Source organism: Cupriavidus sp. 94F1 (assembly GCF_057798875.1).
Genome location: NZ_JBYOJT010000010.1, coordinates 30925 through 52111, shown reverse-complemented (window position 1 = coordinate 52111; position 21187 = coordinate 30925). Strand labels below are relative to the sequence as shown.

At 67.4% G+C, this 21187-nt stretch carries 18 protein-coding genes; 6 read left to right on the top strand and 12 right to left on the bottom strand.

Going from position 1 to position 21187, the window contains the following annotated elements:
- Positions 1 to 94 precede the first annotated feature (94 nt).
- Both AC3FJ6_RS21415 and acpA read right to left on the bottom strand, forming a co-directional pair.
- Positions 95 to 1525, bottom strand: coding sequence for an MFS transporter (locus tag AC3FJ6_RS21415; RefSeq protein WP_488773744.1), 1431 nt, complete (start codon positions 1523 to 1525; stop codon positions 95 to 97).
- 160 nt (positions 1526 to 1685) lie between these two features.
- The gene (gene acpA, locus AC3FJ6_RS21410; protein ID WP_488773643.1) at positions 1686 to 3809 is read right to left on the bottom strand and encodes an acid phosphatase; all 2124 of its coding nucleotides are present in this window, start codon (positions 3807 to 3809) and stop codon (positions 1686 to 1688) included.
- 252 nt (positions 3810 to 4061) lie between these two features.
- On the opposite strand from acpA, the gene AC3FJ6_RS21405 reads away from it, so the two are divergent.
- The gene (locus AC3FJ6_RS21405; RefSeq protein ID WP_488773642.1) at positions 4062 to 5417 is read left to right on the top strand and encodes a cytochrome-c peroxidase; all 1356 of its coding nucleotides are present in this window, start codon (positions 4062 to 4064) and stop codon (positions 5415 to 5417) included.
- A 67-nt stretch (positions 5418 to 5484) separates the two neighbouring features.
- On the opposite strand, the gene AC3FJ6_RS21400 is transcribed toward AC3FJ6_RS21405, so the two are convergent.
- From AC3FJ6_RS21400 to AC3FJ6_RS21380, 5 genes are all read right to left on the bottom strand, one after another.
- Positions 5485 to 5709, bottom strand: coding sequence for a hypothetical protein (locus AC3FJ6_RS21400; protein WP_249641007.1), 225 nt, complete (start codon positions 5707 to 5709; stop codon positions 5485 to 5487).
- 292 nt (positions 5710 to 6001) lie between these two features.
- Positions 6002 to 7591 carry a gamma-glutamyltransferase gene (gene ggt / locus AC3FJ6_RS21395; protein WP_488773641.1) on the bottom strand — a complete coding sequence of 530 codons (1590 nt, stop codon included), beginning with the start codon at positions 7589 to 7591 and terminating at the stop codon, positions 6002 to 6004.
- Positions 7588 to 10200, bottom strand: coding sequence for a branched-chain amino acid ABC transporter ATP-binding protein/permease (locus AC3FJ6_RS21390; RefSeq protein WP_488773640.1), 2613 nt, complete (start codon positions 10198 to 10200; stop codon positions 7588 to 7590). The genes ggt and AC3FJ6_RS21390 overlap by 4 nt, the downstream gene beginning before the upstream one ends.
- Positions 10197 to 11075 carry a branched-chain amino acid ABC transporter permease gene (locus AC3FJ6_RS21385; protein ID WP_153948031.1) on the bottom strand — a complete coding sequence of 293 codons (879 nt, stop codon included), beginning with the start codon at positions 11073 to 11075 and terminating at the stop codon, positions 10197 to 10199. The genes AC3FJ6_RS21390 and AC3FJ6_RS21385 overlap by 4 nt, the downstream gene beginning before the upstream one ends.
- An 80-nt stretch (positions 11076 to 11155) precedes the next feature.
- Complete coding sequence (locus AC3FJ6_RS21380; RefSeq protein ID WP_488773639.1) at positions 11156 to 12331, bottom strand: ABC transporter substrate-binding protein; 1176 nt, start codon at positions 12329 to 12331, stop codon at positions 11156 to 11158.
- Between the two features lie 235 nt (positions 12332 to 12566).
- Between AC3FJ6_RS21380 and AC3FJ6_RS21375 the strand changes: the two genes are divergently transcribed.
- From AC3FJ6_RS21375 to AC3FJ6_RS21365, 3 genes are read left to right on the top strand one after another with little or no spacing between them, the layout of a single operon-like run.
- Positions 12567 to 13550 carry a polysaccharide deacetylase family protein gene (locus AC3FJ6_RS21375; protein ID WP_488773638.1) on the top strand — a complete coding sequence of 328 codons (984 nt, stop codon included), beginning with the start codon at positions 12567 to 12569 and terminating at the stop codon, positions 13548 to 13550.
- A gap of 31 nt (positions 13551 to 13581) precedes the next feature.
- On the top strand, positions 13582 to 14355 hold the full coding sequence (locus tag AC3FJ6_RS21370) for a GntR family transcriptional regulator (RefSeq protein ID WP_488773637.1): 774 nt from the start codon (positions 13582 to 13584) through the stop codon (positions 14353 to 14355).
- Positions 14356 to 14376: 21 nt separating this feature from the next.
- Complete coding sequence (locus AC3FJ6_RS21365; protein WP_488773635.1) at positions 14377 to 15012, top strand: flavin reductase family protein; 636 nt, start codon at positions 14377 to 14379, stop codon at positions 15010 to 15012.
- Between the two features lie 43 nt (positions 15013 to 15055).
- Here the strand turns inward: AC3FJ6_RS21365 and AC3FJ6_RS21360 are convergent, their stop codons facing one another.
- A complete protein-coding gene (locus AC3FJ6_RS21360; RefSeq protein ID WP_488773634.1) occupies positions 15056 to 15658 on the bottom strand; it encodes a helix-turn-helix domain-containing protein in 603 nt (200 codons plus the stop codon).
- 98 nt (positions 15659 to 15756) lie between these two features.
- Between AC3FJ6_RS21360 and kbl the strand changes: the two genes are divergently transcribed.
- Positions 15757 to 16959 carry a glycine C-acetyltransferase gene (gene kbl / locus AC3FJ6_RS21355; RefSeq protein WP_488773633.1) on the top strand — a complete coding sequence of 401 codons (1203 nt, stop codon included), beginning with the start codon at positions 15757 to 15759 and terminating at the stop codon, positions 16957 to 16959.
- A complete protein-coding gene (locus AC3FJ6_RS21350) occupies positions 16956 to 17957 on the top strand; it encodes an L-threonine 3-dehydrogenase (RefSeq protein WP_488773632.1) in 1002 nt (333 codons plus the stop codon). Before kbl ends, AC3FJ6_RS21350 begins: the two co-directional genes overlap by 4 nt.
- Positions 17958 to 17970: 13 nt before the next feature.
- Here AC3FJ6_RS21350 and AC3FJ6_RS21345 read toward each other — a convergent pair whose 3' ends face one another.
- From AC3FJ6_RS21345 to AC3FJ6_RS21330, 4 genes are read right to left on the bottom strand one after another with little or no spacing between them, the layout of a single operon-like run.
- Entirely contained in the window at positions 17971 to 18456 is a 486-nt protein-coding gene (locus tag AC3FJ6_RS21345) for a type II secretion system protein (protein ID WP_488773631.1), read from the bottom strand.
- On the bottom strand, positions 18431 to 18850 hold the full coding sequence (locus tag AC3FJ6_RS21340) for a type II secretion system protein (RefSeq protein WP_488773630.1): 420 nt from the start codon (positions 18848 to 18850) through the stop codon (positions 18431 to 18433). The genes AC3FJ6_RS21345 and AC3FJ6_RS21340 overlap by 26 nt, the downstream gene beginning before the upstream one ends.
- A complete protein-coding gene (locus AC3FJ6_RS21335) occupies positions 18851 to 19357 on the bottom strand; it encodes a type II secretion system protein (RefSeq protein ID WP_488773629.1) in 507 nt (168 codons plus the stop codon). It abuts the gene before it with no gap.
- Positions 19354 to 21174, bottom strand: coding sequence for a secretin N-terminal domain-containing protein (locus tag AC3FJ6_RS21330; RefSeq protein ID WP_488773628.1), 1821 nt, complete (start codon positions 21172 to 21174; stop codon positions 19354 to 19356). The genes AC3FJ6_RS21335 and AC3FJ6_RS21330 overlap by 4 nt, the downstream gene beginning before the upstream one ends.
- Positions 21175 to 21187: the final 13 nt, after the last annotated feature.

Here is a 21187-nt window from a genome sequence, read left to right as displayed (position 1 = left end):
TGTCTGGCCGCACGGGATTGCGCGGTCAAGGGACAGTCTGCAGTCCGGATACCGTCATGGAAATGGGACGGTTCTCAAAAATTCCGGGGCGTCGTCAATCGCGTTCCGCCCCCAACGGCGGCGCGATATCCTCCAGCGCACGCCTCTCGGCATCGACGCCGAAGCGCAGCGCCAGCAGGCCGGCCACGATCACGAGCGCGGCGCCGATGCCGTAGCCAATGGCCACCGCGCCCCGGCTGCCGGTTTCGATCAGCATGCCGAACAGCACGGGTGCGACGAAGCCGCCCGTGCCCGTGCCCACGGCGTAGAACACCGAAATCGCCAGGGCGCGCATTTCCAGCGGGAAGACTTCGCTGGCGGTCAGATAGGCGGAGCTTGCCGCGGCCGACGCCAGGAAGAACACGGCGGACCAGCACAGGGCCTGGGCGCGTGCATCGAGCCAGCCCTGCATGAACGCCCAGCCGGTGGCGGCCAGGCCGACGCCCGACAGCACATAGGTGACGGCGATCATCCTGCGCCGTCCGATCCGGTCGAACAGGGGGCCGAGCACCAGCGGGCCCAGCGCGTTGCCCAGCGCGAACGGGAAGATATAGAGCGCCACGCGTTCCTCGGGCACGCCCTGGAACCGGGTCAGTACCAGCGAGTAGGTGAAAAAAATCGCGTTGTAGAAGAACGCCTGCGCCACCATCAGCGCGAACGTGACGACGCTTCGCGTGCGGTAGCGGCGCAGCAGCAGGCGCATGATCTCGCCCAGCGTCGGAATGGGTTTGCCGGCGTAGGCCACCGTGGCGGCTGTGTCCACGGCCGGCAACCCGCCATGCCGCCGCGCCACTTCCGATTCGATGCTGTCAATCACGCGCGCGGCTTCGTCGTGACGGCCATGCGTCGTCAGCCAGCGCGGGCTTTCCGGCACATGCCGCCGGATCAGGACGATCGCCACGGCCAGTACCGCGCCCAGCGCAAAGCAGACGCGCCAGCCCCATACCGGGCCGAATACGCGCGGGTCCAGCAGCACCAGGCTCAGGCCGGCGCCCAGTGCCGCGCCAATCCAGAAGCTGCCGTTGATGGCCAGGTTCACACGCCCGCGCACGCGGGCCGGTATCAGTTCGTCGATGGCCGAGTTGATGGCCGCGTATTCGCCGCCGATGCCCAGTCCGGTCAGGAACCGGCAGACGGCGAAGAACGCGAAATTGGGAGAGAAGGCCGTGGCCAGGGTGGCCGCCATATAGACCGCCAGTGTGGCCAGGAACAGTTTCTTGCGGCCCAGCCGGTCGGCCAGGCGGCCAAACAGCAGCGCGCCGATGACCGCCCCGGATATATAGATGGAGCCGGACCAGCCTACCTGCGTCGCATCGAGCCCGAGGGTGTCGGGCCGCGACAGGACAGCGCCGACGGCGCCCACCAGGGTCACCTCCAGGCCGTCGAGCACCCAGGCGATGCCCAGGGCGATGGCGACGCGCCAGTGCCAGGCGGACCACGGCAGGCGGTCCAGGCGGGCGGGGATATCGGAATGCCAGGCGGCGATGACGGGCTCCTTGGCGCTGGGATGGCACTCACAAGACTATAGCCACTCCGGAATCGGCTGCCTGTCAGCGATCCGCCGACGCCGCCCCGCCAGCGTCCGCCACGAAAAAAGGGGCGACCCCTTGCGCGGGCCGCCCCCAAGCCGTCGGCGGATGCCTGTCTTACTGCGCCGGGAACGACAGCGCGTTGGTCAGGTCGCCCATGGCCGGCTTGCCGTTGGCCACCAGCGCGTCGTCACGCAGCTTCAGGCCCGGCAGCGTCGGCAGGGCGAAGCGGCGCGTGATAAAGCGCAGGATCGATGCCGTGTCGTACTGCGTATGGTCCACGAAGCCTTTCCTGGCGAACGGCGACACGATAATCGCCGGGATACGCGTGCCCGGACCCCAGCGGTCGGCGCTCGGCACCGGTGCGTGGTCGTAAAAGCCGCCGTTTTCGTCGTAGGTCACCACGATCAGCATGTTCTTGTACTGCGGGCTCTTCTGCAGCTGCTGGATCACGTCGACGATGTGGGCGTCGCCGTCGGCCACGTTGGCGTAACCGGCGTGCTGGTTCAGGTTGCCCTGCGGCTTGTAGAACGTCACGGCCGGCAGCTTGCCTGCGGCGGCATCGGCCAGGAACTGGCTGTCGAAATCCTTCAGGTGGGCCGTGCGGTAGTCGGCATGGTCAACCGGGCTGAACGCAGCAAAGAAGTTGAACGGCTGGTGGTGGGCCTGGAAGTTCGGCGTCGTGTTGTTGTAGATCTTGGTGCGATCGGCCGATACGGTCTTCCATGCGCCCGCGTACCAGGCCCAGTCCACGCCGCGCTTGTCGAGGTAGGTGGCGATGGTGTCCTGGGTTTGCGGCGGCAGGGTGCTGGCGGCGTTCGGGTCGGCCAGGAGCTTGGTGGCATCGGTCGAGGCCGGCGCGTTGCCGCTTGGCTGGAAGGCCGGCTGCATCGTGTTCACGGCGTAGAACAGGCCGGTGGCCGGGTCCTTCGGCGTAATGGCGCCGTCGTTCACGTACGAAGCACGGGCGGACAGGATGCTCGGGGAGCTGGTACCGGTCAGCTGCAGGCTCTTGCCGTCAGCGGCCACGGCCGCGATCGATTTCGCTGCCACTGACGTATCGGCGTTCGGGTAGGTCGGCACGCAGGCGCAGACCAGGTACTGGTGGTTCAGGAACGAACCACCGAACGCGCCCATGAAGAAGTTGTCGGCCAGCACGAAATCCTTGGCTACCTTCCACATCGCCATGCTGCTGCCGTCGTAGTAGCCCATGGTGAGGCCGCCGGCGTCGGAGAAGGCCGCGAACTTGTCGTTCTTGCCGCCATTGATCTGCATCTGGTTCTGGTAGAACTTGTGGACCAGGTCGCGGGTGACCACGTTCTGGTTCACCACCACGCCCGTAGCATTGACGCCCAGCGGATCGTCGATGCGGAACGGCTTGTTGGCCCAGCCCACCGTATTGACTTCAGGCAGCGTCACGGACTGGCCCGCAGCAGTGAAACCACCCCAGGTCGGCGGCAGCGACGCCAGCGTCGAATTGTCGAAATCCTTCTGCGGGGTCACAGTGCCGACGGCGCTCGGGTTCACACCCGGAATGCCATTGGCGCCGGGAAACAGGCCGTAGAGGTTGTCGAAGCCGCGGTTTTCGGCGTAGATCACCACCACGGTCTTGATGTTGTTCATGGCCACGCGCTGGGCCACGCCGTTCTTGACGGCTGTGGCGATGTTGCCGCCGGCGGCCACCGCGTTGGCGATCAGGTCGATGGCCTGCTCGATCTCGCCCTGCAGCGCGGCCTTGATCTTGCCGTCCGTTTCCTTGTTGTGGTCTTCCAGCAGCTTGTCCGCGGCCACACCAAGGCGATCCGCCAGCTGGCTGCGCGCGGCGTCGAGGTTGCCGCCGTTGCCGTCCATCAGCGCGGCCAGTTCGGTGGAGATGGCGCTGACCACGCCATTGGCGCTGGCCGGCGCGCGGAACACCAGCTTGCGCGTCACGGCGGCATGGCCACCGGCGTCGTCGTTACGGAACGCATCCGTGCCGATTTCGGCCACAACGGGGCCCTGGCCATTCACGGTAAAGGCGCCCTTGGCGTCGGTGAAGGCCGAGGCCTCGCTGCTGTCGCACGCGCCGTTGTTGTTGGCGTCGATACAGACCTTGGCGTGCTCGAAGTAGCTGCCAGTGACGACGCCCGACGTGGTGGCGGCGGGGGTGGCGGTGCTGCTGCCGGAATCGTTGCCGCCACAGGCGGACAGGCATGCGGCGGCCAATGCGGCCAGCGGCCACAGACGGGTATTACAGCTCATGGCTTTCCTCTTTCTTATATGTGGGATGACTGCGGTGCTGCGATGAAGCTTGTGGGTACTGCCTGGGTGCGCCGCGAGTGTGGGCCTGCCATGTGTCAGATTGATGATGAGGCGTAGGGAAATCCGATACACCTGTACCGCGCCGCGTTGTCAGGGGCCGGCGTGTCGTTTTCGTGAAGTGTCACGTGGATGTCATGCATCCGGCATAGCCTCTTGCGCCATCCATCGTCATCCCGCCGCCATCATTCCGTCATGAGCTTGCCGCCGCTGTTGTGGAACGCCGCGTTCCCGTCGCTCTTCACCTGGTTGCGCGTGGCGGGCAGCCTGCTGATCGTGCTGCTGGCCGGCCTGATGACGGGGTGTGGGCAACAGGATGCCGCGCCGGCAACGGCCATCGGAAAGACCCCGCCCCCGCCGCCGGCAATGGCCAGCGTGCCTGGGGCCGCAGGCCCGAAGCCGTTCTACGCGATGATGGCCGAGCGGCATCCCGACATCGCGCGGCTCAATGCGCTGGGCAAGGCGTTGTTCTTCGATCCGGCGCTGTCGGCATCGGGCAAGCAGTCGTGTGCCACTTGCCACAGCCCCGCGCATGCCTATGGGCCGCCGAACAACCTGTCGGTGCAGCTGGGCGGTGCGGACATGGCGCGCACCGGCGTGCGGGCGGCGCCGTCGCTGCGCTATGTGCAGAACGTCCCGGCCTATACCGACCACTATCACGAGAACGACGGCAACGACGCCGAGGACCAGGGCCCGACCGGCGGCCACAACTGGGACGGCCGCGCCGGATCGACGCACGATCAGGCCCGCATCCCGCTGCTGTCCGCGCACGAGATGGCCAACGGCGAGCCACGGGTGGTGGTCGAGCGCATCCGCAACGGACCGCACGCCGAAACCTTCCGCAAGGTGCTGGGCCAGGACGTGCTGGACGACGAGGACACCGCGTTCAGCGCGGTGCTGATGGCGCTGGAGGCCTTCCAGCAGACGCCCTCGGAGTTCTATCCCTATACCAGCAAGTACGATGCGGTGCTGCGCGGCCAGGCAAAGCTCGATGCGGCGGAACTGCGCGGCCTGCGCGTGTTCAACGATCCGAACAAGGGCAACTGCGCCGCCTGCCACCCGGGCGATGTCCGGGAAGGCGCATTCCCCGCGTTCTCGGATTTCGGCTTTATCGCCGTGGGCGTGCCGCGCAATCGCAAGCTGGCGGGCAATGCCGACCCGGCATTCTTCGACATGGGGCTGTGCGGCCCGGACCGGACCGACCTCAAGGACCGTGCCGACTACTGCGGCCTGTTCCGTACCCCGTCATTGCGCAACGTGGCATTGCGCCACGCCTTTTTCCACAACGGCATCTTCCACTCGCTGGACGAGGTGCTGCACTTCTACGCCGAGCGTGATGTAAAGCCCCAGAAGTGGTATCTGCGCGGCGCGGACGGCAGGGTGCGGAAGTTCGACGACCTGCCGGCGCAGTATCACGCGAACATCAACATGGAAGCGCCGTTTGGCGGCAAGCCGGGCGACAAGCCGCTGATGACCGAGGGGGAAATGCGCGACGTGATCGCGTTCCTGAAGACGCTGACCGATGGCTATCAGCCCCCGGCGCAACCCTGAAGATGGCGGCCTCACGCGATACATCACACCGCATCGGCGGCGGGCAGCAATGGAAGGGAGGGGGCCGCTAGTTCAGGCGGCCCACCGCGGCCAGCATCGAGCGGCCATGCGCGGTGATTTGCGGGCAGGGACGTTTGCCCTGTTCGGATTCCAGGATCACCAGTTGCCGGGTGATCAGTGCATCGAGATCGACGGGGTCGATTTCGCGTGCGGCGATGCTTGACGTATCGTCGCGGGTATGTGGACCATTGCCGATCAACATCAGCGTGGCAAGTTCATGTGGGCTCAGCACGGTGTTCTCCTTGGCGAGAGGGGAGCGGTTGCTGGGGGACATGGGGAACGCGGGGCCGCTGGGACCGGTGCGTTCCTCCGACGGGATTGTGGACCATCGCGCCGGCGCTTGCACGCTGCATCGCATCGTGACGGCCAGTCGACAGTTAAGGCATTGGACGGGCATGCGCGGCAGGGGTTCCTGCCCGATACAAAACCGCTACAGAACGCAGGGCCTTCATGTGCGCGTCACGCGGGGCGTTGCCGTTTTCTCCCGGATGCCCAGATGATGCCTGACGTTTCCGATCCCGTGTCTATGCCCCTTGCAGCCCCATGGCGATGCCGTCGCTGCGCGGATCGTGCGCGCCTGCGCAACTTCCGTCGTCGTACAACGCGATGGCGCCCGGATGGCCCGCCAACGGGCTCTGCGCGTCGATCACGCTGACTTCGTGACCGCGGGTTGACAGCGTGGCGATCACATCGTCGCCCGCATCGGCCTCGATTTTGAGGCTGTCACGCGTGTCGGAGAACGTGCGTCCGAGCAGAAACCGGGGCCGGGACAGCGCCTGCATCGGATCCATCCCATAGTCGCTCAGCCGTGTCAGCACGGCCGCCAGCGTCTGGGGCTGGCCGTCGGCACCTTGTGTGCCATACGTCAGCCGCGGCTTGCCGTCGCGCAGATACATGCCCGGATTCAGCGTATGGAAAGGGCGCTTGCCCGGTTGAATCGCGTTGTGATGGGTGGGATCGGTGCTGAATGCGGCGCCCCGGTTGTGCCACAGGATGCCGGTGTCGCCCGCCACCACGCCGCTGCCCCAATCGAAATACACGGTCTGCAGCACGCTCACGCAGCGGCCCTGACGATCGACAGCCGAAAGAAAGACCGTATCGCCATGCTGATAGACATGCGGCCAGGGCATCGCGTGACGCATATCGATATGCGCGGCCAACGCCGACAGCCGCGCCGGCGACAGCATCGCATCGGCGAGCACGGCGGCGAACTCGGGGTCCGCCACGTGCCGGTTGCGCTCGATAAACGCCTGTTTCACGGCTTCCACCAGCAGGTGGTAGTAGTCCGCGCTGCCTTCGGGGATGCCGGCCACGTCGAAGCGTTCCAGGATGCCCATGATCTGCAGCGTGGTCACGCCCTGCGTCGGTGGTGCCAGGCTCAGCAGTTCGCCGCCGCGATATGGCACGCGCAGTGGCGCTTCGTCGCGCGCCGCGGTGCGGGCCAGGTCCTGCAGCCTGAGTGGCGACCCGGCGGCACGCAGCCCGGCGACGATGCGCTCGGCCAGTTCGCCTTCGTAGAATTCGCGCGAACCGAAGTTCGCGATGCGATCAAGGCTGCGGGCCAGGGCGGGCTGCCGCAGGCGGTCGCCCTGCCGGGGCAGGCGTCCGTCGGGCATGAAGATGTCGGCAAAGCCGGGCCAGTCCGATAGTTCCGCGCGCCGGAAGGCCTGCCAGAATCGCTGCGACGGCGTGACGTCGAAGCCTTCCTGCGCCAGCGCGATGGCGCGCTGGAACAGCTGCTTCCACGATTGCTGGCCGCCCCACTGGTCGCGGCTGATGGCGAACGCACGGTCCCAGGTGTCGACCGTGGCCGCCGACGTGATGGCCGACGCGGCGCCGCGCGTGGGGATCGCGTCGCCGTAGTCGGGCAGTGTGGCCGCGGCCTGTCCGATGCCGGAGAGCGCGCGCACGTTGCCAGCCTGATCGCTGACGATCCAGAAGGCGTCGCCGCCCAGGCCCGTGAAGTGCGGATAGGTGACGGACAGCGTGGCGCCGATGGCGATGGCGGCCTCGATGGCATTGCCGCCGGCGCGCAGGATCTCCAGGCCGGCTTCGCTTGCCAATGCATGCGGGCTGGTGACCATGCCCGCGCTGGAAGTGGCCAGATGCTTCATGCGTGCTGCCCGCCCAGGTAGGCCTGTACCAGCGCCGGGTCCTGGGCCAGCGCCTCGGCATCGCCGCTGGCCACCACGCGGCCTTCTTCGAGCACGTAGGCGCGGTCGGCCAGCGACAGGGCCAGCGCCGCCATCTGGTCCACCAGCAGGATGGTGATCGATGCCTCGCGCAGCGCGTCCAGCGATGCGAACAGTTCCTCGATCACCTTCGGCGCCAGGCCCAGCGACGGCTCGTCGAGCAGCAGCACCGACGGATTCGACATCAGTCCGCGCGCCACGGCCAGCATCTGCTGCTCGCCGCCGGACAGCAGGCCCGCACGCTGGTGCTGGCGCTCGCGCAGGCGGGGCCAGCGCGCGAACATGGTCTCGATGCGGCGCATGGTTTCGGCACGCGAGATGCGGCCCGAAGGGAAGGCGCCCAGCCGCAGGTTGTCGAGCACCGACAGCTCGGGGAATACCTGCCGGCCTTCCGGCACCAGTACCACGCCCATTTCGGCAATTTTCGCCGCGTCGAGCCGGGCCAGATCGGTGCCGTCGAACGTCATGCCGCCCTGTACGGGACGATGCAGCCCCGACAGCGCACGCATCAGGGTGGATTTGCCCGCGCCATTGGCGCCCAGCAGCGCCACCATCTCGCCTTCGCGGACTTGCAGGTCCACATCGTGCAGCACCGGCGCCGCGCCGTAGCCGGCACGCAGGGCGCTGACGCCCAGCACTTCCGCTGGCACGGCGTTGTCCACCGACCGGCCGCGCCGCCGTACCGGGGCGCCCGACGCCTCGCCCAGATAGGCGCGGCGCACGGCCGGATCGGCACGCACTGCGTCGGGCGTACCGGCGCACAGGTGCTGACCCGCGTCGATCACGACGATGCTGTCGGACACATCCATCACCAGCGACATGTCATGCTCGACCAGGCCGACCGCGATGCCACTGTCGGCAATCCGCCGCAACAGCCGGCCCAGCGTGGCCTTGTCCTCGCGGGACAGTCCCGCTGCGGGTTCGTCCAGCAGCAGCACGGCCGGCCGCGTGGCCAGCGCCCGGGCAATTTCCACCAGGCGGCGATCCACGTGGGCCAGGTCGGCCGCGCTGGCATCGGGGTCGCCGGTATAGCCGCAGGCGGCCAGCAAGGCGCGCGCTTCGTTGCGCACGGCCGGGGCCGTGAAGCCCGCGATGCCGAGCAGCGTGCCGAGCCTGCCGCGCGTGAGCGCGATGGCCACGTTGTCGGCCGCGCTCATGCCGGTGAACAGCTGCGTGGTCTGGTAGGTGCGCGAGATGCCATGGCGCGCGCTGTGGCACGCGCCGCGCGCGGGCAGCGCGTCCGCGCCCAGTCGGCGGCCGCCGGAGCGCGGGCGGTAGTAGCCGGACAGCATGTTGAGCACGGTCGATTTGCCGGCGCCGTTCGGCCCGATCAGGCTGGTCACCTGGCCCGGCGGCAAGTCGAACGACAGATCGTCAACGGCGCGCACGCCGCCGAACACCATCGACAGGCCCAGCGCCGACAGCCCCCGGCGCTGCGCGGCCTCGCGCTGCGGCAGCATGGCGCCAGCCACGGCGTCGTGGCCGGCCGGCCTGGCAGGATGCAGGCGGCGGAACGCCGACGTCACCACCCCCACCATGCCGCTTGGCGCGACCCAGAGCACCACCAGCAGCAGCACGCCAAAACAGAGCAGGCGCAGGTTTTCCAGGCTGGACAGGATTTCAGGCAGCAGGCCCACCACGACCGCGCCCGCGACGGGCCCGGCCACCGTGCCGGCACCGCCGATCATCACCACGAGCACGAACAGGATCGACTGCAGGAACGAGAACATGCCCGGCGTGACCATGCCCTGCAGCGGCGCGAACAGGCCGCCCGCCAGGCCGGCCAGCGCCGCCGAGAACGCAAAGCCGACCGTCTTCACGACCAGCGGGTTGACGCCGATCGACGCGGCCGCGGTCTCGCTGTCGCGCACCGCGCGCATGGCGGCGCCCCAGCTGCCGCGCGCAATGCGCGCATAGGCGGCCAGCGCGAGCCCGAGTACCGCGATGGCGATCAGCGCCAGCGCACGCTCGCCGCCGTCCACACCGGGCAGCGACGGTTGCGCGATGCCCATCAGGCCGTTCTGGCCGCCCGTCAGGCCACGCCACTCCACGGCGCCGTGCTCGACGATGAAGCCGAAGGCGATCGTTACCATCGCCAGCCCGGGGCCCTTGACGCGTAGCGCGGGCAGCGCCAGCAGGCCGCCCAGCGCGGCGGCCACCAGAGCGCCCACCGGCCATGCGGACCAGAAGCTCCAGCCCGCCTGGCCGGTCAGGATGGCTACCGCGTAGGCCCCGATCGCATAGAAGCCAACGTGGCCGAACGACACCTGGCCGGTCAGCCCGAGCAGCAGGTTCAGGCCTACGCCGCAGATGGCCAGCATTGCCACGCCGGCGATCACGAATACGAAATAGCCGTTCAGCGTCAGGGTCAGGCCTGCGGCCGCGGCCAGCACCGCGCACATGGCGGCAATCTGCAGCGGCGTACCCAGGCCCAGCCATGGCGCGGCGGGGCGTGCCGGGTTGGCCGGCGGTGCGGTGGATACCGTGGATGGCATGGTCTTGCTCATGCCCTGGCTTGTTCCTTCGCTCATACCTTGCGTACCTCCGCGCGTCCGAACAGCCCATCGGGGCGCAGCGCCAGCAGCGCGATGACCAGGGCAAAGGTGATGATCTGCGTGTAGCTGGAACCGAGCGATGCGGTCACCAGTGCCTCGGCCACGCCGAAGATCAGGCCGGCCACCATCACGCCCCAGGCGCTGGACAGCCCGCCAAGAATGGCCACGGCGAACGCCTTGAGACCGAAGACGGTGCCCATGTCGGCCTGCACATTGAACAGCGGGGCAATCAGCACGCCGGCGATACCGGCCAGCAGCGTCGACAGCGCGAACGCGCCGGCTATGGTGCGACGGATCGGAATGCCCATCAGGCGTGCCGCATCGCGGTTCTGTACCACGGCGAGCATGGCCACGCCCCAGCGCGACTTGCGCAGGACCACGTGCAGCACGGCGGCCAGCACCAGCCCGACCACCGGAATCACCAGCTGCAGCGGATATACGCCAACGCCCGAGCTGCCCAGCTGTACCGACTGCGCGGCCAGTGGCGACGGCAGGCTGCGCGGCTCGGTGCCGAACCACAGCATCACCACGTTATCGAGCACGATGCCCAGTGCCACGGTGGCCATCAGCCAGGCGTTCGAGCCCCGGCTGGCAAACGGCCGCACGGCCAGGAATTCCACGGCCAGGCCGTACAGCGCGCACAGCGCCAGTGCCAGCACGATGGCCAGCGGCATCGGCCAGCCCAGCGTCTGCGCAAACGTGTACGTGAGCACGGCGCCCAGCATCATCGAGCTGCCCTGCGCGAAGTTGACCGTGGCAGAGACTGCGTAGGTGATGTGAAACCCCAGCGCCATCAGCCCGTACATGCTGCCCAGGCCCAGCCCGCTGATGAGGGCGGATATCCATAACATGGTGATGTCCTTCTATTTACGTTCTGGCCCCGCTGCCGCATGGCGGAAGCGGGGCGCAACCATCGCCCGGCAACGCGCGTTTACGGCTTCACGGGCACGATCCGGTTGTCGATGAACTGGGCCCAGACGTAGTCGTTCTCGGTCAGCGCGTCATGCTGCTGGGGCGAGAACGGCTTCACGTAGGTCTTGATCAGGCCCTCGTAGCGGTCGATCTTGTAGAAGCCCTCGCGCACCGCGTCGCCCTTGGTGCTGCCGGCCTTGGCAATGGCCAGCGCGGCCAGCTGCGTGGCGTCGTAGGCGTTGGCCACGCCCACGGCCGGCGTGATGTCGTCCGGGCCCTTCACGTCGCTGTACCTGGCCTTCAGGTCGTTGACCACGCGCGTGCTGACCGGCGACGGCGTGCCGAAGAAGCTGTAGGTCTGCACGAAGTGGACGTTCTTCGCGTTCGGTCCCGCCAGTTCCGTGAAGCGGCCGCCGGCCGGGCCCCAATGCGACACCACCGGCACCTTCCAGCCCATGCGGTCGAGCGACTTGACCACCTGTGCCGACGGGCCGACGTTGCCCACCATCAGCAGCACGTCGGCGCCGGCAGCCTTCAGGCGGCCGAGCTGGGGCACCACATCCACGTCGTTGGCCTCGAATTTCTCGACGCCCACCGGCTTGCCGCCCTTGGCGGCCATCGCGGCCACGATGCCTTTCTCGTTCGATTCGCCCCACGGGTTATTCACCAGGATCAGGCCCGGCTTGCTGGCGTTGAACGCCTTCTGTGCGTACTGCAGCATCGCCTTGTCCACCACCTCGTCCACGGCCGAGACGCGGAACGCAAAGTTCGGATTCGCGCCGTTGTGGGTGATCGGCGTACCGGCGGCCCACGGGCCCATGAACGGCACCTTCTCCTGATTGGCGATCGGCACGATGGCCATCGAGACCGGCGTGTCCAGCCCGCCGAACAGCACGGCCACCTTCTCCTTGTAGATCAGTTCGCGCGCGGCCAGCACGCCCTTGGCCGGGTTGCCTTCGTCGTCGCGGCGCACCAGCTCGAGCTTGCGGCCGCCCAGCAGGCCGCCCCTGGCATTGATTTCGTCGATGGCGATGGTCATGCCGCGCGTCAGCGATTCGCCGGCCCGGGCAGACTGGCCCGACAGCGCCGTGATCAGGCCGATCTTGATGGTGTCGGCGGCATGCGCGGGCAGGGCGGTCATGGCGCAGGCGGCCGCAGCGGCAGCGATCAGTGCACGGCGTTGGGGACGAAACATGGCAGATCTCCGGATGGGTGGGTGTCGGCGGGCTGTCTCGCAAGAGCCGTGCCACCGCGTTGACGAATCACCCGGAAAGTCCCGGACAACCGGCATTTCCATACGTAGACGATCTGGCCCGCAATTTGCGAACGATTACGTGACATCCATGCATACGATCGGAATCGGGCATCGCGCACGAAGGCGGTGCCGGTTCCGGGGGCGGATGCACCAACCAGAAGAAAGGCACGCGTTCATGACCTTCAATCCGAGTCCGCTGGCGGCGGCGCAGGCGGCGGCGCCGTCGTTCGGTCCGTTGCGCCATCACGGCCGTTTTCCGTACCGCCCGATCACCGACGCCGATGGGTTCCGCTGGCCCAATGGCGCGCGCCTAACCGTCTATCTCGGCTTCAATATCGAGCACTTCGCGTTTGGCGAGGGGCTGGGCGCAAACCTGGGCCCGGTATCGCCGCAGCCCGACGTGCTGAACTACAGCTGGCGCGAGTACGGCAACCGGGTGGGGGTATGGCGCTGCCTGGAACTGTTCGATCAGCTCGATATGCCCACCGGCGTGATCCTGAACACGGCCATCTACGATCATTGCCCGGCGGTGCTCGATGCGTGCCTGGCGCGTGGCGACGAACTGATCGGCCATGGCCATACGAATGCCCACCGCCAGAGCGAATTCGACGAGGCTGGCGAGCGTGCGCTGCTGGTGCACTGCCGCGACCGCATCCGCGAACACAGCGGTCGTGCACCGGGTGGCTGGCTGTCGCCCTGGATTTCCGAAACGCTGGTCACGCCGGACCTGCTCGCCGAAGCCGGCTACCGGTACACGCTGAACTGGGCCCACGACGACCGGCCGGTGCGCATGCAGACGCGCAACGGCGGGGCGCTCTGGTCGATCCCGTACCCGCAGGAGCTCAACGACATTCCGATGATCATCGCCCGCCAGCTTGACGGCGCGGCATTCGCCGACATGATCATCGACCAGTTCGATGAAATGCTGCTGCAGGCCAACCATCCGCAGCACCCGCAACCGCTGGTGATGGGCATCGCGCTGCATCCGTATCTGGTGGGGCAGCCGTACCGGCTCAGGCACCTGCGCCGGGCGCTGGCACACATTGCCGCGCGGCGGTCGCACGGCGAGGTCTGGCTGACGACACCAGGCGCGATCTGCGACGCCATGGACGCCCAGGTACCCCTGGCGCTGGATAGCGCCAGTGCCGCCGCGCGCTAACATCATGGGCATTGTTTCCCTGACCGACGCCATGTCATCCAAAGCTGCAAGGAAAGCCGCCCCGAGGGCGGAGGAACCGCGTCCACCGGCGACTTCGGCCGCCCCGGACGCACCGGACGCACCGGACGAGCGGCAGGACGCCGACACCCGCATCTACCAGGCGATCTTCGACGGCGTGCTGAACCACCGGCTGACCCCGGGCACCAAGCTGCCCGAACCAGAGCTATGCACGCTGTTTGGCGTGGGCCGGGCCGTGGTGCGGCGTGTGCTGGAAAAGCTCGCGCACGACGGCATCGTGGCGCTGCGGCCCAACAAGGGCGCGGTGATCGCCGAGCCGACGCCCGAGGAAACCAGCCAGATTTTCGAGGCGCGGCGGGCGATGGAGCGGGTGCTGGTGGAACTGGCCGTCGAGCGCGTGACGCCGGACGATCTGCGTGAACTGCGCCGGCAGCTGGCCGACGAGCACGACGCGATGCACCGCTTTGACCAGCCTTCGTGGGCGCGGCTGGCCAGTGGCTTCCATCTGCGGATTGCCGCGCTGGCACGCAACCCGGTGCTGCAACGCTACCTGACCGAACTGGTTTCGCGCTGCTCCCTGATCGTGGGGCTTTACGAGCCACCGGGCCACGCACCCTGCGAGCACGACGAGCACGCCGCCATCGTCGCCTGCATCGAGGCGCGTGACGCCGTGGGTGCGGTGACGCTGATGGAGGCGCACCTGCGCGAACTGGAACAGCGCATCGAAACGTCGCGCATGCAGGGCGAAAAGAGCCTGGCGCAAATGCTGGGCCTGGCCCGGCGTTAGGCCGGAATACCAAGGAACACGATGGAAATTGACTTCACCGCGATCACCGAATATCAGCGTTACAAGCTCATGGCCAGCCTGATCGTGCCGCGACCGATCGCGCTGGTCACCACGCTGGGCCCCGACGGCACGGCCAATGCGGCGCCGTTCTCGATGTTCAACATGCTGGGCGAGGAGCCGCCGATCGTGATGATCAGCGTGAACCGCCTGGGCGACGGCTCGCTGAAGGATACGGCGGCCAATATCGTGCGGACGCAGGAATTCGTCGTGCACCTGAGCGACGAGGCGATGGCCGAGAAAATGCATCGCTGTGGCGAACGCCTGCCGCCGGACATGAGCGAACTGGCCCACGTGGGGCTGACGGCCGCTGCCTGCACCGACGTGGCCCCCCCGCGCATCGCCGAGGCGCCGGTGGCGTTCGAATGCCGGCTCTGGGAAACGCTGGAGACGGAAAGCCGCCAGATCTTTATCGGCCGCGTGCTGCGCCTGCATGCGCGCGACGGGCTGATCGATACCGACCGCTGGCGCGTGCGGCTGCAGGAATATTTCCCCGTGGGCCGCTTCGGCGCCAGCTTCTATGTGACCACGCGCGATCGCTTCTCGCTGGAGAAGGACGCCGGCGTGGTGACTGCGTCAACCGCGATCGACGAGATGTGATCCCGGCGGCACCACCTGATCGACGACTTCTACCCCCCGCCGCTTAGCCCGGATGCACGACGACCAGCAGTGCCGTCGCCACGCTCTTGCCCGGGTTGGCAATGGCATGGGTCACATCGGCGCCGTAGCGCGCGGTTTCGCCATGCTTCAGTTTCTTTTCATCGCCGGCTGACCGCACGGTCATGGCCCCGCCCAGCACCGACAAGTGCTCTTGCGTGCCTGTCTCGTGCGGTTCGGACGCCAGCACGCCCCCGGGCTGGATCGTCAGTTCATACCATTCAAAGCGTCCGGCCAGGTCGATCGGACCCAGGATGCGCAGTTCGCAACGCCCGTCGGGGCTCTTCAGCGCCGGCACCGCGTGCGCCTGAACCACCGTCACGGCGGGCGCCGGGGCCGATTCCGACCCCTGGGCGAGAAACTCCGTCAGGCTCACACCAAGCGCATTGGCCAGCCGCCACAGCACCGCCACCGTGGGATTGGCCAGGTTCCGTTCGATCTGCGACAGCATAGACTTGGAGACACCGGCGCGGCGCGACAGGTCGTCCAGCGAGAGTTGCTGGCTTTGCCGCAGCGCCTGCAGGGCGCTGCCTACCGCCGGCGGGCCATCGACGGCGGCGGGCGGCTTGGCGGGTGAGGGTTGCGTCATCGACATCTGTTCGTTATAGTACACAGTACGTTCGATATATAGAACACGTTCGATTTATCGATCGAACGATCCGAGACACTACCACCGGGAGTCTGGCCATGTCGAGTGCCGAGGCTTTTTATGCATCGATCCGCGCCGAAGTCGATGCCATCCGCGCCGCGGGCCTGTACAAGCGCGAGCGCGTCATTGCCACGCCGCAGGGCGCCACCATCCGCACGGCGGACGGGCGCGAAGTCATCAACCTGTGCGCCAACAACTATCTTGGGTTGTCGTCACACCCGAAGGTGATGGAGGCCGCCCACGCCGCGTTGCGCACGCATGGCTACGGGCTGTCGTCGGTGCGCTTCATCTGCGGCACGCAGGACCTGCACAAGGAATTGGAACGCCGCCTGGCCAGTTTTCTGGGCACCGAGGACACGATCCTCTACGGTTCGGCCTTCGATGCCAACGGCGGCTTGTTCGAAACGCTGCTGGGCCCCGAAGACGCCGTGATCAGCGACGAACTGAACCATGCGTCGATCATCGACGGCATCCGCCTGTCGAAGGCGCGCCGTTACCGCTACAGGCACAACGACCTGGACGACCTGCGCGCGCAACTGAAGCAGGCCGACGCCGAGGGCGCGCGCTTCAAGCTCGTGTTCAGCGACGGCGTCTTTTCGATGGACGGCACGGTGGCGCGCCTGGACGAGATCCGCAAGATCTGCGACGAGCACGGCGCGCTGCTGGGCATCGACGAATGCCACGCCACCGGCTTCATGGGCCAGCGCGGCCGCGGCACGCACGAGGCGCGCGGCGTGTTCGGCAAGATCGACATCATCACCGGCACGCTGGGCAAGGCGCTGGGCGGGGCATCGGGCGGCTTTACGTCCGGCCGCAAGGAAGTGATCGAGCTGCTGCGCCAGCGTTCCCGGCCGTACCTGTTCTCGAATACCGTCGCGCCAGCCATCGTGGGCGGCAGCATCGCCGTGCTGGACCTGCTCGAAGCCAGCACCGAACTGCGCGACAGGCTGGAGCAGAACACGAAGTTCTTCCGCGAAGGCATCGTCAAGCTTGGCTACGACATCAAGCCCGGCGACCATCCGATCGTGCCGATCATGGTGTACGACGCCGAAAAGGCCCAGAAGCTGGCCGACCGCCTGCTGGAACTGGGCGTCTACGTGGTGGGCTTCTTCTACCCCGTGGTGCCGAAGGGGCAGGCGCGCATCCGCGTGCAGATGAGCGCCATCCACGATGAAAGCACCTTGCGTCCGGCACTGGACGCATTTGCCCAGGCCGGGCGCGAGCTGGGACTGATTCCATGACCGATGCCGCAAACAACGCGGTGCCGAAGATCCTGATCATCGGCGCCAACGGGCAACTGGGTTCGGAACTGGCGCTGGCCCTGGCCGAGCGTTACGGCCGCGAGCAGGTGGTGACGTCCGATGTGGTGCCCACGGGGCGCCACGTGCACATCGCCCACGAAATGCTCAATGTCACCGACCGGGGCGAGCTGACCACGGTGATCGAGCGACACGGCATCACGCAGATCTACCTGCTGGCGGCGGCGCTGTCCGCCACGGGCGAAAAGGCGCCGCAATGGGCCTGGAACCTGAACATGACGGGCCTGCTGAACGTGCTGGAGGCCGCGCGCCATCATGGTATCCAGCGCGTGTTCTGGCCCAGTTCGATTGCCGCGTTCGGGCCCACCACGCCGCGGGTGAATACCCCGCAGAAGACCGTGATGGAGCCCACCACGGTCTACGGGATCTCGAAGCAGGCCGGCGAGGGCTGGTGCCGCTGGTACTTCGAAAATCACGGCGTGGACGTGCGCAGCGTGCGCTATCCGGGCCTGATCTCGCACAAGACGCCGCCCGGCGGCGGCACCACCGACTATGCGGTGGACATCTTCCACTACGCCGCGCGCGGCGAGCCCTACACGTGCTTTCTCAATGCCGACGAACGCCTGCCGATGATGTACATGCCCGACGCCATCCGCGCCACGCTGGAGCTGATGGAAGCCCCGCGCGAAGCGGTACGCGAGCGCGGCAGCTACAACCTTGCCGGCATGAGCTTCACGCCGGCCGAGATTGCCGAAGCCATCCGCAAGCGCGAACCGGGCTTCGAGATCCGCTACGAAGCCGATTACCGGCAGGCCATCGCGCAGGGCTGGCCCGATTCGATCGATGACAGCGCCGCCCGGCAGGATTGGGGCTGGCAGCCGCATTACGGCCTGCAGGAGATGGTCGACGACATGCTTCGGAACCTGCGGGCAACGGCCGGGGCGGGGGCCGTGGCGGCGGCTGCGGCGGCTGCAGGATAAGGGGCGGGCGGGTTCAGTCGCTGCCCGACTGTCCCGGCCACCAGGCGAAACGCCAGTCCGCATAGCTGCCGGCCTGGGCAAAGGCGGCTTCCTCGGCCACATGGCTGTACTGCCTGAGCGGGCGAAGCGGCGACGTGCTGTGGACACCCAGGAAGCCGTCGCCGGGCGCGGGGAGATATTGCCAGTCGCCGCCGGTCATGGGGTCGCGCCAGGCGCGACGCAGCCATCGGCGTGGCTCGCTGCCGCGCTGATCGTCCACGAGGTCGTCGAGCGTACGCGGATAGCTGCCGTCGCCGTTCTCGACATATCGCCGGATGGCCACCTGGATCTCCCGCCCAACGTGGCGCAGCTCGAACTCCCGCTCGCGCTGGGCGCGGGTCTGCCAGACATCGCCGATTTTCATCAGGTAGATGCCGGTCACTGCCACGGCCGCCAGGCACAACACCAATGCAAAACCGGCCGGGCGGCCGATGCTAGAGTTCCTCGAACGGCGTGCCATCGCGGGTCTGGCCGGGCGCGGTGCTGCGAACATCGAAAACGCCTTCGGGTGCCGGGCGGCCGTAGGCCGTGCTGTCCGACATCGGCGGCGGAACCACCCGCCAGGCCGTGGTACTGCGCAGGATGGGATCTACCGGAATCTGGCGCAGATATGACTGCGCCACCAATGCCTCCAGCGACGGCGGGTAATCGCCGTGATCGGCGTGGAACCGATCGATCGCCTCGCGCATCGCCAGCAGGTTGTGCCGCAGCACCACCTCTTCGGCGCGGTCGGTCTGGGTGGCATAGCGCGGCACGACCAGCGTCATCAACGCGGCCATGATGGCCAGCACTACCAGCAGTTCGATCAGCGTAAAGCCGGCCCGGCGTTGGTTGGCGAAAATACGACGTCCCATCTACCAGTCCTTGTAACGCACGCCGTTGGTGCCGACATCCATCGATGTCGAATAGACGTCGAAGACGTCGTCACCGGCTTCGGGAGCATCGGGCGGGCTTGCGTAGGCGCGCAGGCCCCAGGTATCTGCGTCGGGGGTGCCGGGGCAGGCGCACATCGGATCGCGCGGAATGCGGCGCAGGAAATAGAGTTTGGCGCCGGCCGGGTTGCGGATGTCAGTCACGCCTTCGACCAGCGCGGCCAGCGTGGGTGGATAACCGCTGGCCCCGACCATGCGCGTCAGGCGGCCGCCGTCCATGGCAGCCTTGTGGGCGTCGATTGCCTCACGGATCTGCCACAACGCCCGGCGCAGTTCGGCCTCCCGATTCTGCTGCGCGGCAATGCGGGCGAGCGGCCACGCGATCATGGCCAGCGTGGCCAGCAGGGTCAGCGTCACCAGCACTTCGATCAGCGTGAAGCCTGCGCTCCCGCGCGCCGCTGCGCCCAGGCGTGTTGTGGCGCATCTCATTGACTGAAGTCCAAGGATGGCCCCGGCTTGGCGGGCACGCGCGCGGGCTGCGCGGCGGCGGGCGCAGGCTGCAGCACCAGCGGGGCGGTGGTGATTGCGCCCTGGGGCCCGCTATTGAACTCGGTGACGTGCGCGGCCGGCACGGGAAGATTGCGCACGATGCGCGGTGTGATCAGCAGCACCAGTTCGGTGGTGGTCGTCTTGGTCTCGCGGGTGCCAAAGACACGATCGAGAATCGGAATATCGCCAAGTCCCGGGATGGCGTGACCGCGCGACTGCGCATTGCGGTTGAGCAGTCCGGCCAGCACCTGGGTTTCGCCGTCCCGGGCGGTCATGTTGGTCTCGGCCTTGCGCGTGCCGATCTGGTAGGCCATCAGCCCGGTCTGGGTCTTGATCGTGCTGACGACATTCGACACTTCCAGCGCCACCTTGACACTGATCTCGCCGTCCTGCGACAGCGTCGGCGTGACATCGAGCTGCAGGCCCACGTCCTGGTAGCTGACCGATTCGGTGACCACGCCATTGCCGTTGACCGTCGTTACCACGGGCAGCCGGTCGCCAATCATGATCTTGGCTTTTTCCCGATTCTTGACGCGAATGCGAGGATTGGCCAGCAATTGCCCCTGGCCTGTCTCGCGCGCCAGGTTGGCCGTGACCACCGGATCGCCGAGATTGACACCGACCTTGTCGCCGTTCAGATGCCGCAGTTCGTTCCAGGTCAGCGTGCCGGCCTTGCCGGCGGCGCCCGCAACCGATGCGGAGATGCTCGACGGATAGCGAATGCCAAGGTTCAGGGCATCGGCGTTGTTGACCTCCAGAATCTGCACATCGAACATCACCTCGGATTGCGGCAGGTCATGGGCGATCACCAGCCGCTCGGCCACTTCCACGGCTTCAGGCGTGTCCCGGACCACCAGCATGCCTAGCCGTTCGTCCACATAGACGTCTTTCGTCTTCACGATCTGCTTGATCATGCTCATTACCTGCTTGGGATCGGCGTTGCTCAGGTAGAACGTGCGCGTGGTCAGATCGCGGTATTGCTGCTGCTTGTCGGCCACCTTGGGGTAGATCAGCAGCGTTGTGTCGTTGAGAATCTTTTTGTCGAGGTGGTTGGTGGACAGCACCAGGTCAACGATGGCCTCCACCGAGGTGTCGTTGGCGGACACCGTGGCACGCAGGTCCTGCGGCACGTCCTTGTCCAGCACAAAGTTGAGCTTCGACAGCGTGGAGATGGTGGTCAGCACCGTGGCCAGTGGCTGGTCGCGGAACTGTACGGAAATGGGCTGGCGCAGCGACGCGGCCAGTGTGCGCGCCGGGCGGCCCCGCTGGCGTTCCTGCGTCACCACCAGTGCGTCGCGCAAGGCGCGTGCCTGGGCGTGCCGGCCGTCGGTGGCCAGCGCGTCGTCCAGCGTGTCGATGGCGCCGGCCGGGTTGGCGTCTGCCTGTGCCCGTGCCGCTGCGACCGCTGCAGCCATGGGCCGTGCGCTGGCGGCACGCCGGGCGCCCTCCAGCGCACGCGCGTTGGCAGGATCGATGGACAGCGCTTCGGCAAACGATGCGGCCGCGGCATCCACGTTCCCGAGATCGAGCTGCACGGCGCCTTGCTGCACGAGCGTCCAGATGCGCTGTTCGCGCTCCACGCGAAAGCGAAGCTGGCTCGCGACATCGTCTGGCGCCGCGGCGGCGTCGGCGGCGGCCTTTTCGAGCGACGCGCCGGGGTTCGGTGCGGCACCTGGCGCCCGGCCGGGCAAGGCCGCGCAGCCGCTGAGCAAGAGCGCGCTGACGGCTATGGCGCTCAACTGCATGGGGACATTCAAGGTAAGACTCTCC

Coding starts and splice junctions, on each gene's coding strand:
- AC3FJ6_RS21370 (WP_488773637.1), top strand. CDS start 13,582: ATGTCATCCAAAGCTGCAAGGAAAGCCGCCCCGAGGGCGGAGGAACCG.
- ggt (WP_488773641.1), bottom strand. CDS start 7,591: ATGAAGCATCTGGCCACTTCCAGCGCGGGCATGGTCACCAGCCCGCAT.
- AC3FJ6_RS21350 (WP_488773632.1), top strand. CDS start 16,956: ATGACCGATGCCGCAAACAACGCGGTGCCGAAGATCCTGATCATCGGC.
- AC3FJ6_RS21385 (WP_153948031.1), bottom strand. CDS start 11,075: ATGTTATGGATATCCGCCCTCATCAGCGGGCTGGGCCTGGGCAGCATG.
- AC3FJ6_RS21405 (WP_488773642.1), top strand. CDS start 4,062: ATGAGCTTGCCGCCGCTGTTGTGGAACGCCGCGTTCCCGTCGCTCTTC.
- AC3FJ6_RS21365 (WP_488773635.1), top strand. CDS start 14,377: ATGGAAATTGACTTCACCGCGATCACCGAATATCAGCGTTACAAGCTC.
- AC3FJ6_RS21335 (WP_488773629.1), bottom strand. CDS start 19,357: ATGAGATGCGCCACAACACGCCTGGGCGCAGCGGCGCGCGGGAGCGCA.
- AC3FJ6_RS21345 (WP_488773631.1), bottom strand. CDS start 18,456: ATGGCACGCCGTTCGAGGAACTCTAGCATCGGCCGCCCGGCCGGTTTT.
- acpA (WP_488773643.1), bottom strand. CDS start 3,809: ATGAGCTGTAATACCCGTCTGTGGCCGCTGGCCGCATTGGCCGCCGCA.
- AC3FJ6_RS21360 (WP_488773634.1), bottom strand. CDS start 15,658: ATGACGCAACCCTCACCCGCCAAGCCGCCCGCCGCCGTCGATGGCCCG.
- AC3FJ6_RS21375 (WP_488773638.1), top strand. CDS start 12,567: ATGACCTTCAATCCGAGTCCGCTGGCGGCGGCGCAGGCGGCGGCGCCG.
- kbl (WP_488773633.1), top strand. CDS start 15,757: ATGTCGAGTGCCGAGGCTTTTTATGCATCGATCCGCGCCGAAGTCGAT.
- AC3FJ6_RS21340 (WP_488773630.1), bottom strand. CDS start 18,850: ATGGGACGTCGTATTTTCGCCAACCAACGCCGGGCCGGCTTTACGCTG.
- AC3FJ6_RS21390 (WP_488773640.1), bottom strand. CDS start 10,200: ATGAGCGAAGGAACAAGCCAGGGCATGAGCAAGACCATGCCATCCACG.
- AC3FJ6_RS21380 (WP_488773639.1), bottom strand. CDS start 12,331: ATGTTTCGTCCCCAACGCCGTGCACTGATCGCTGCCGCTGCGGCCGCC.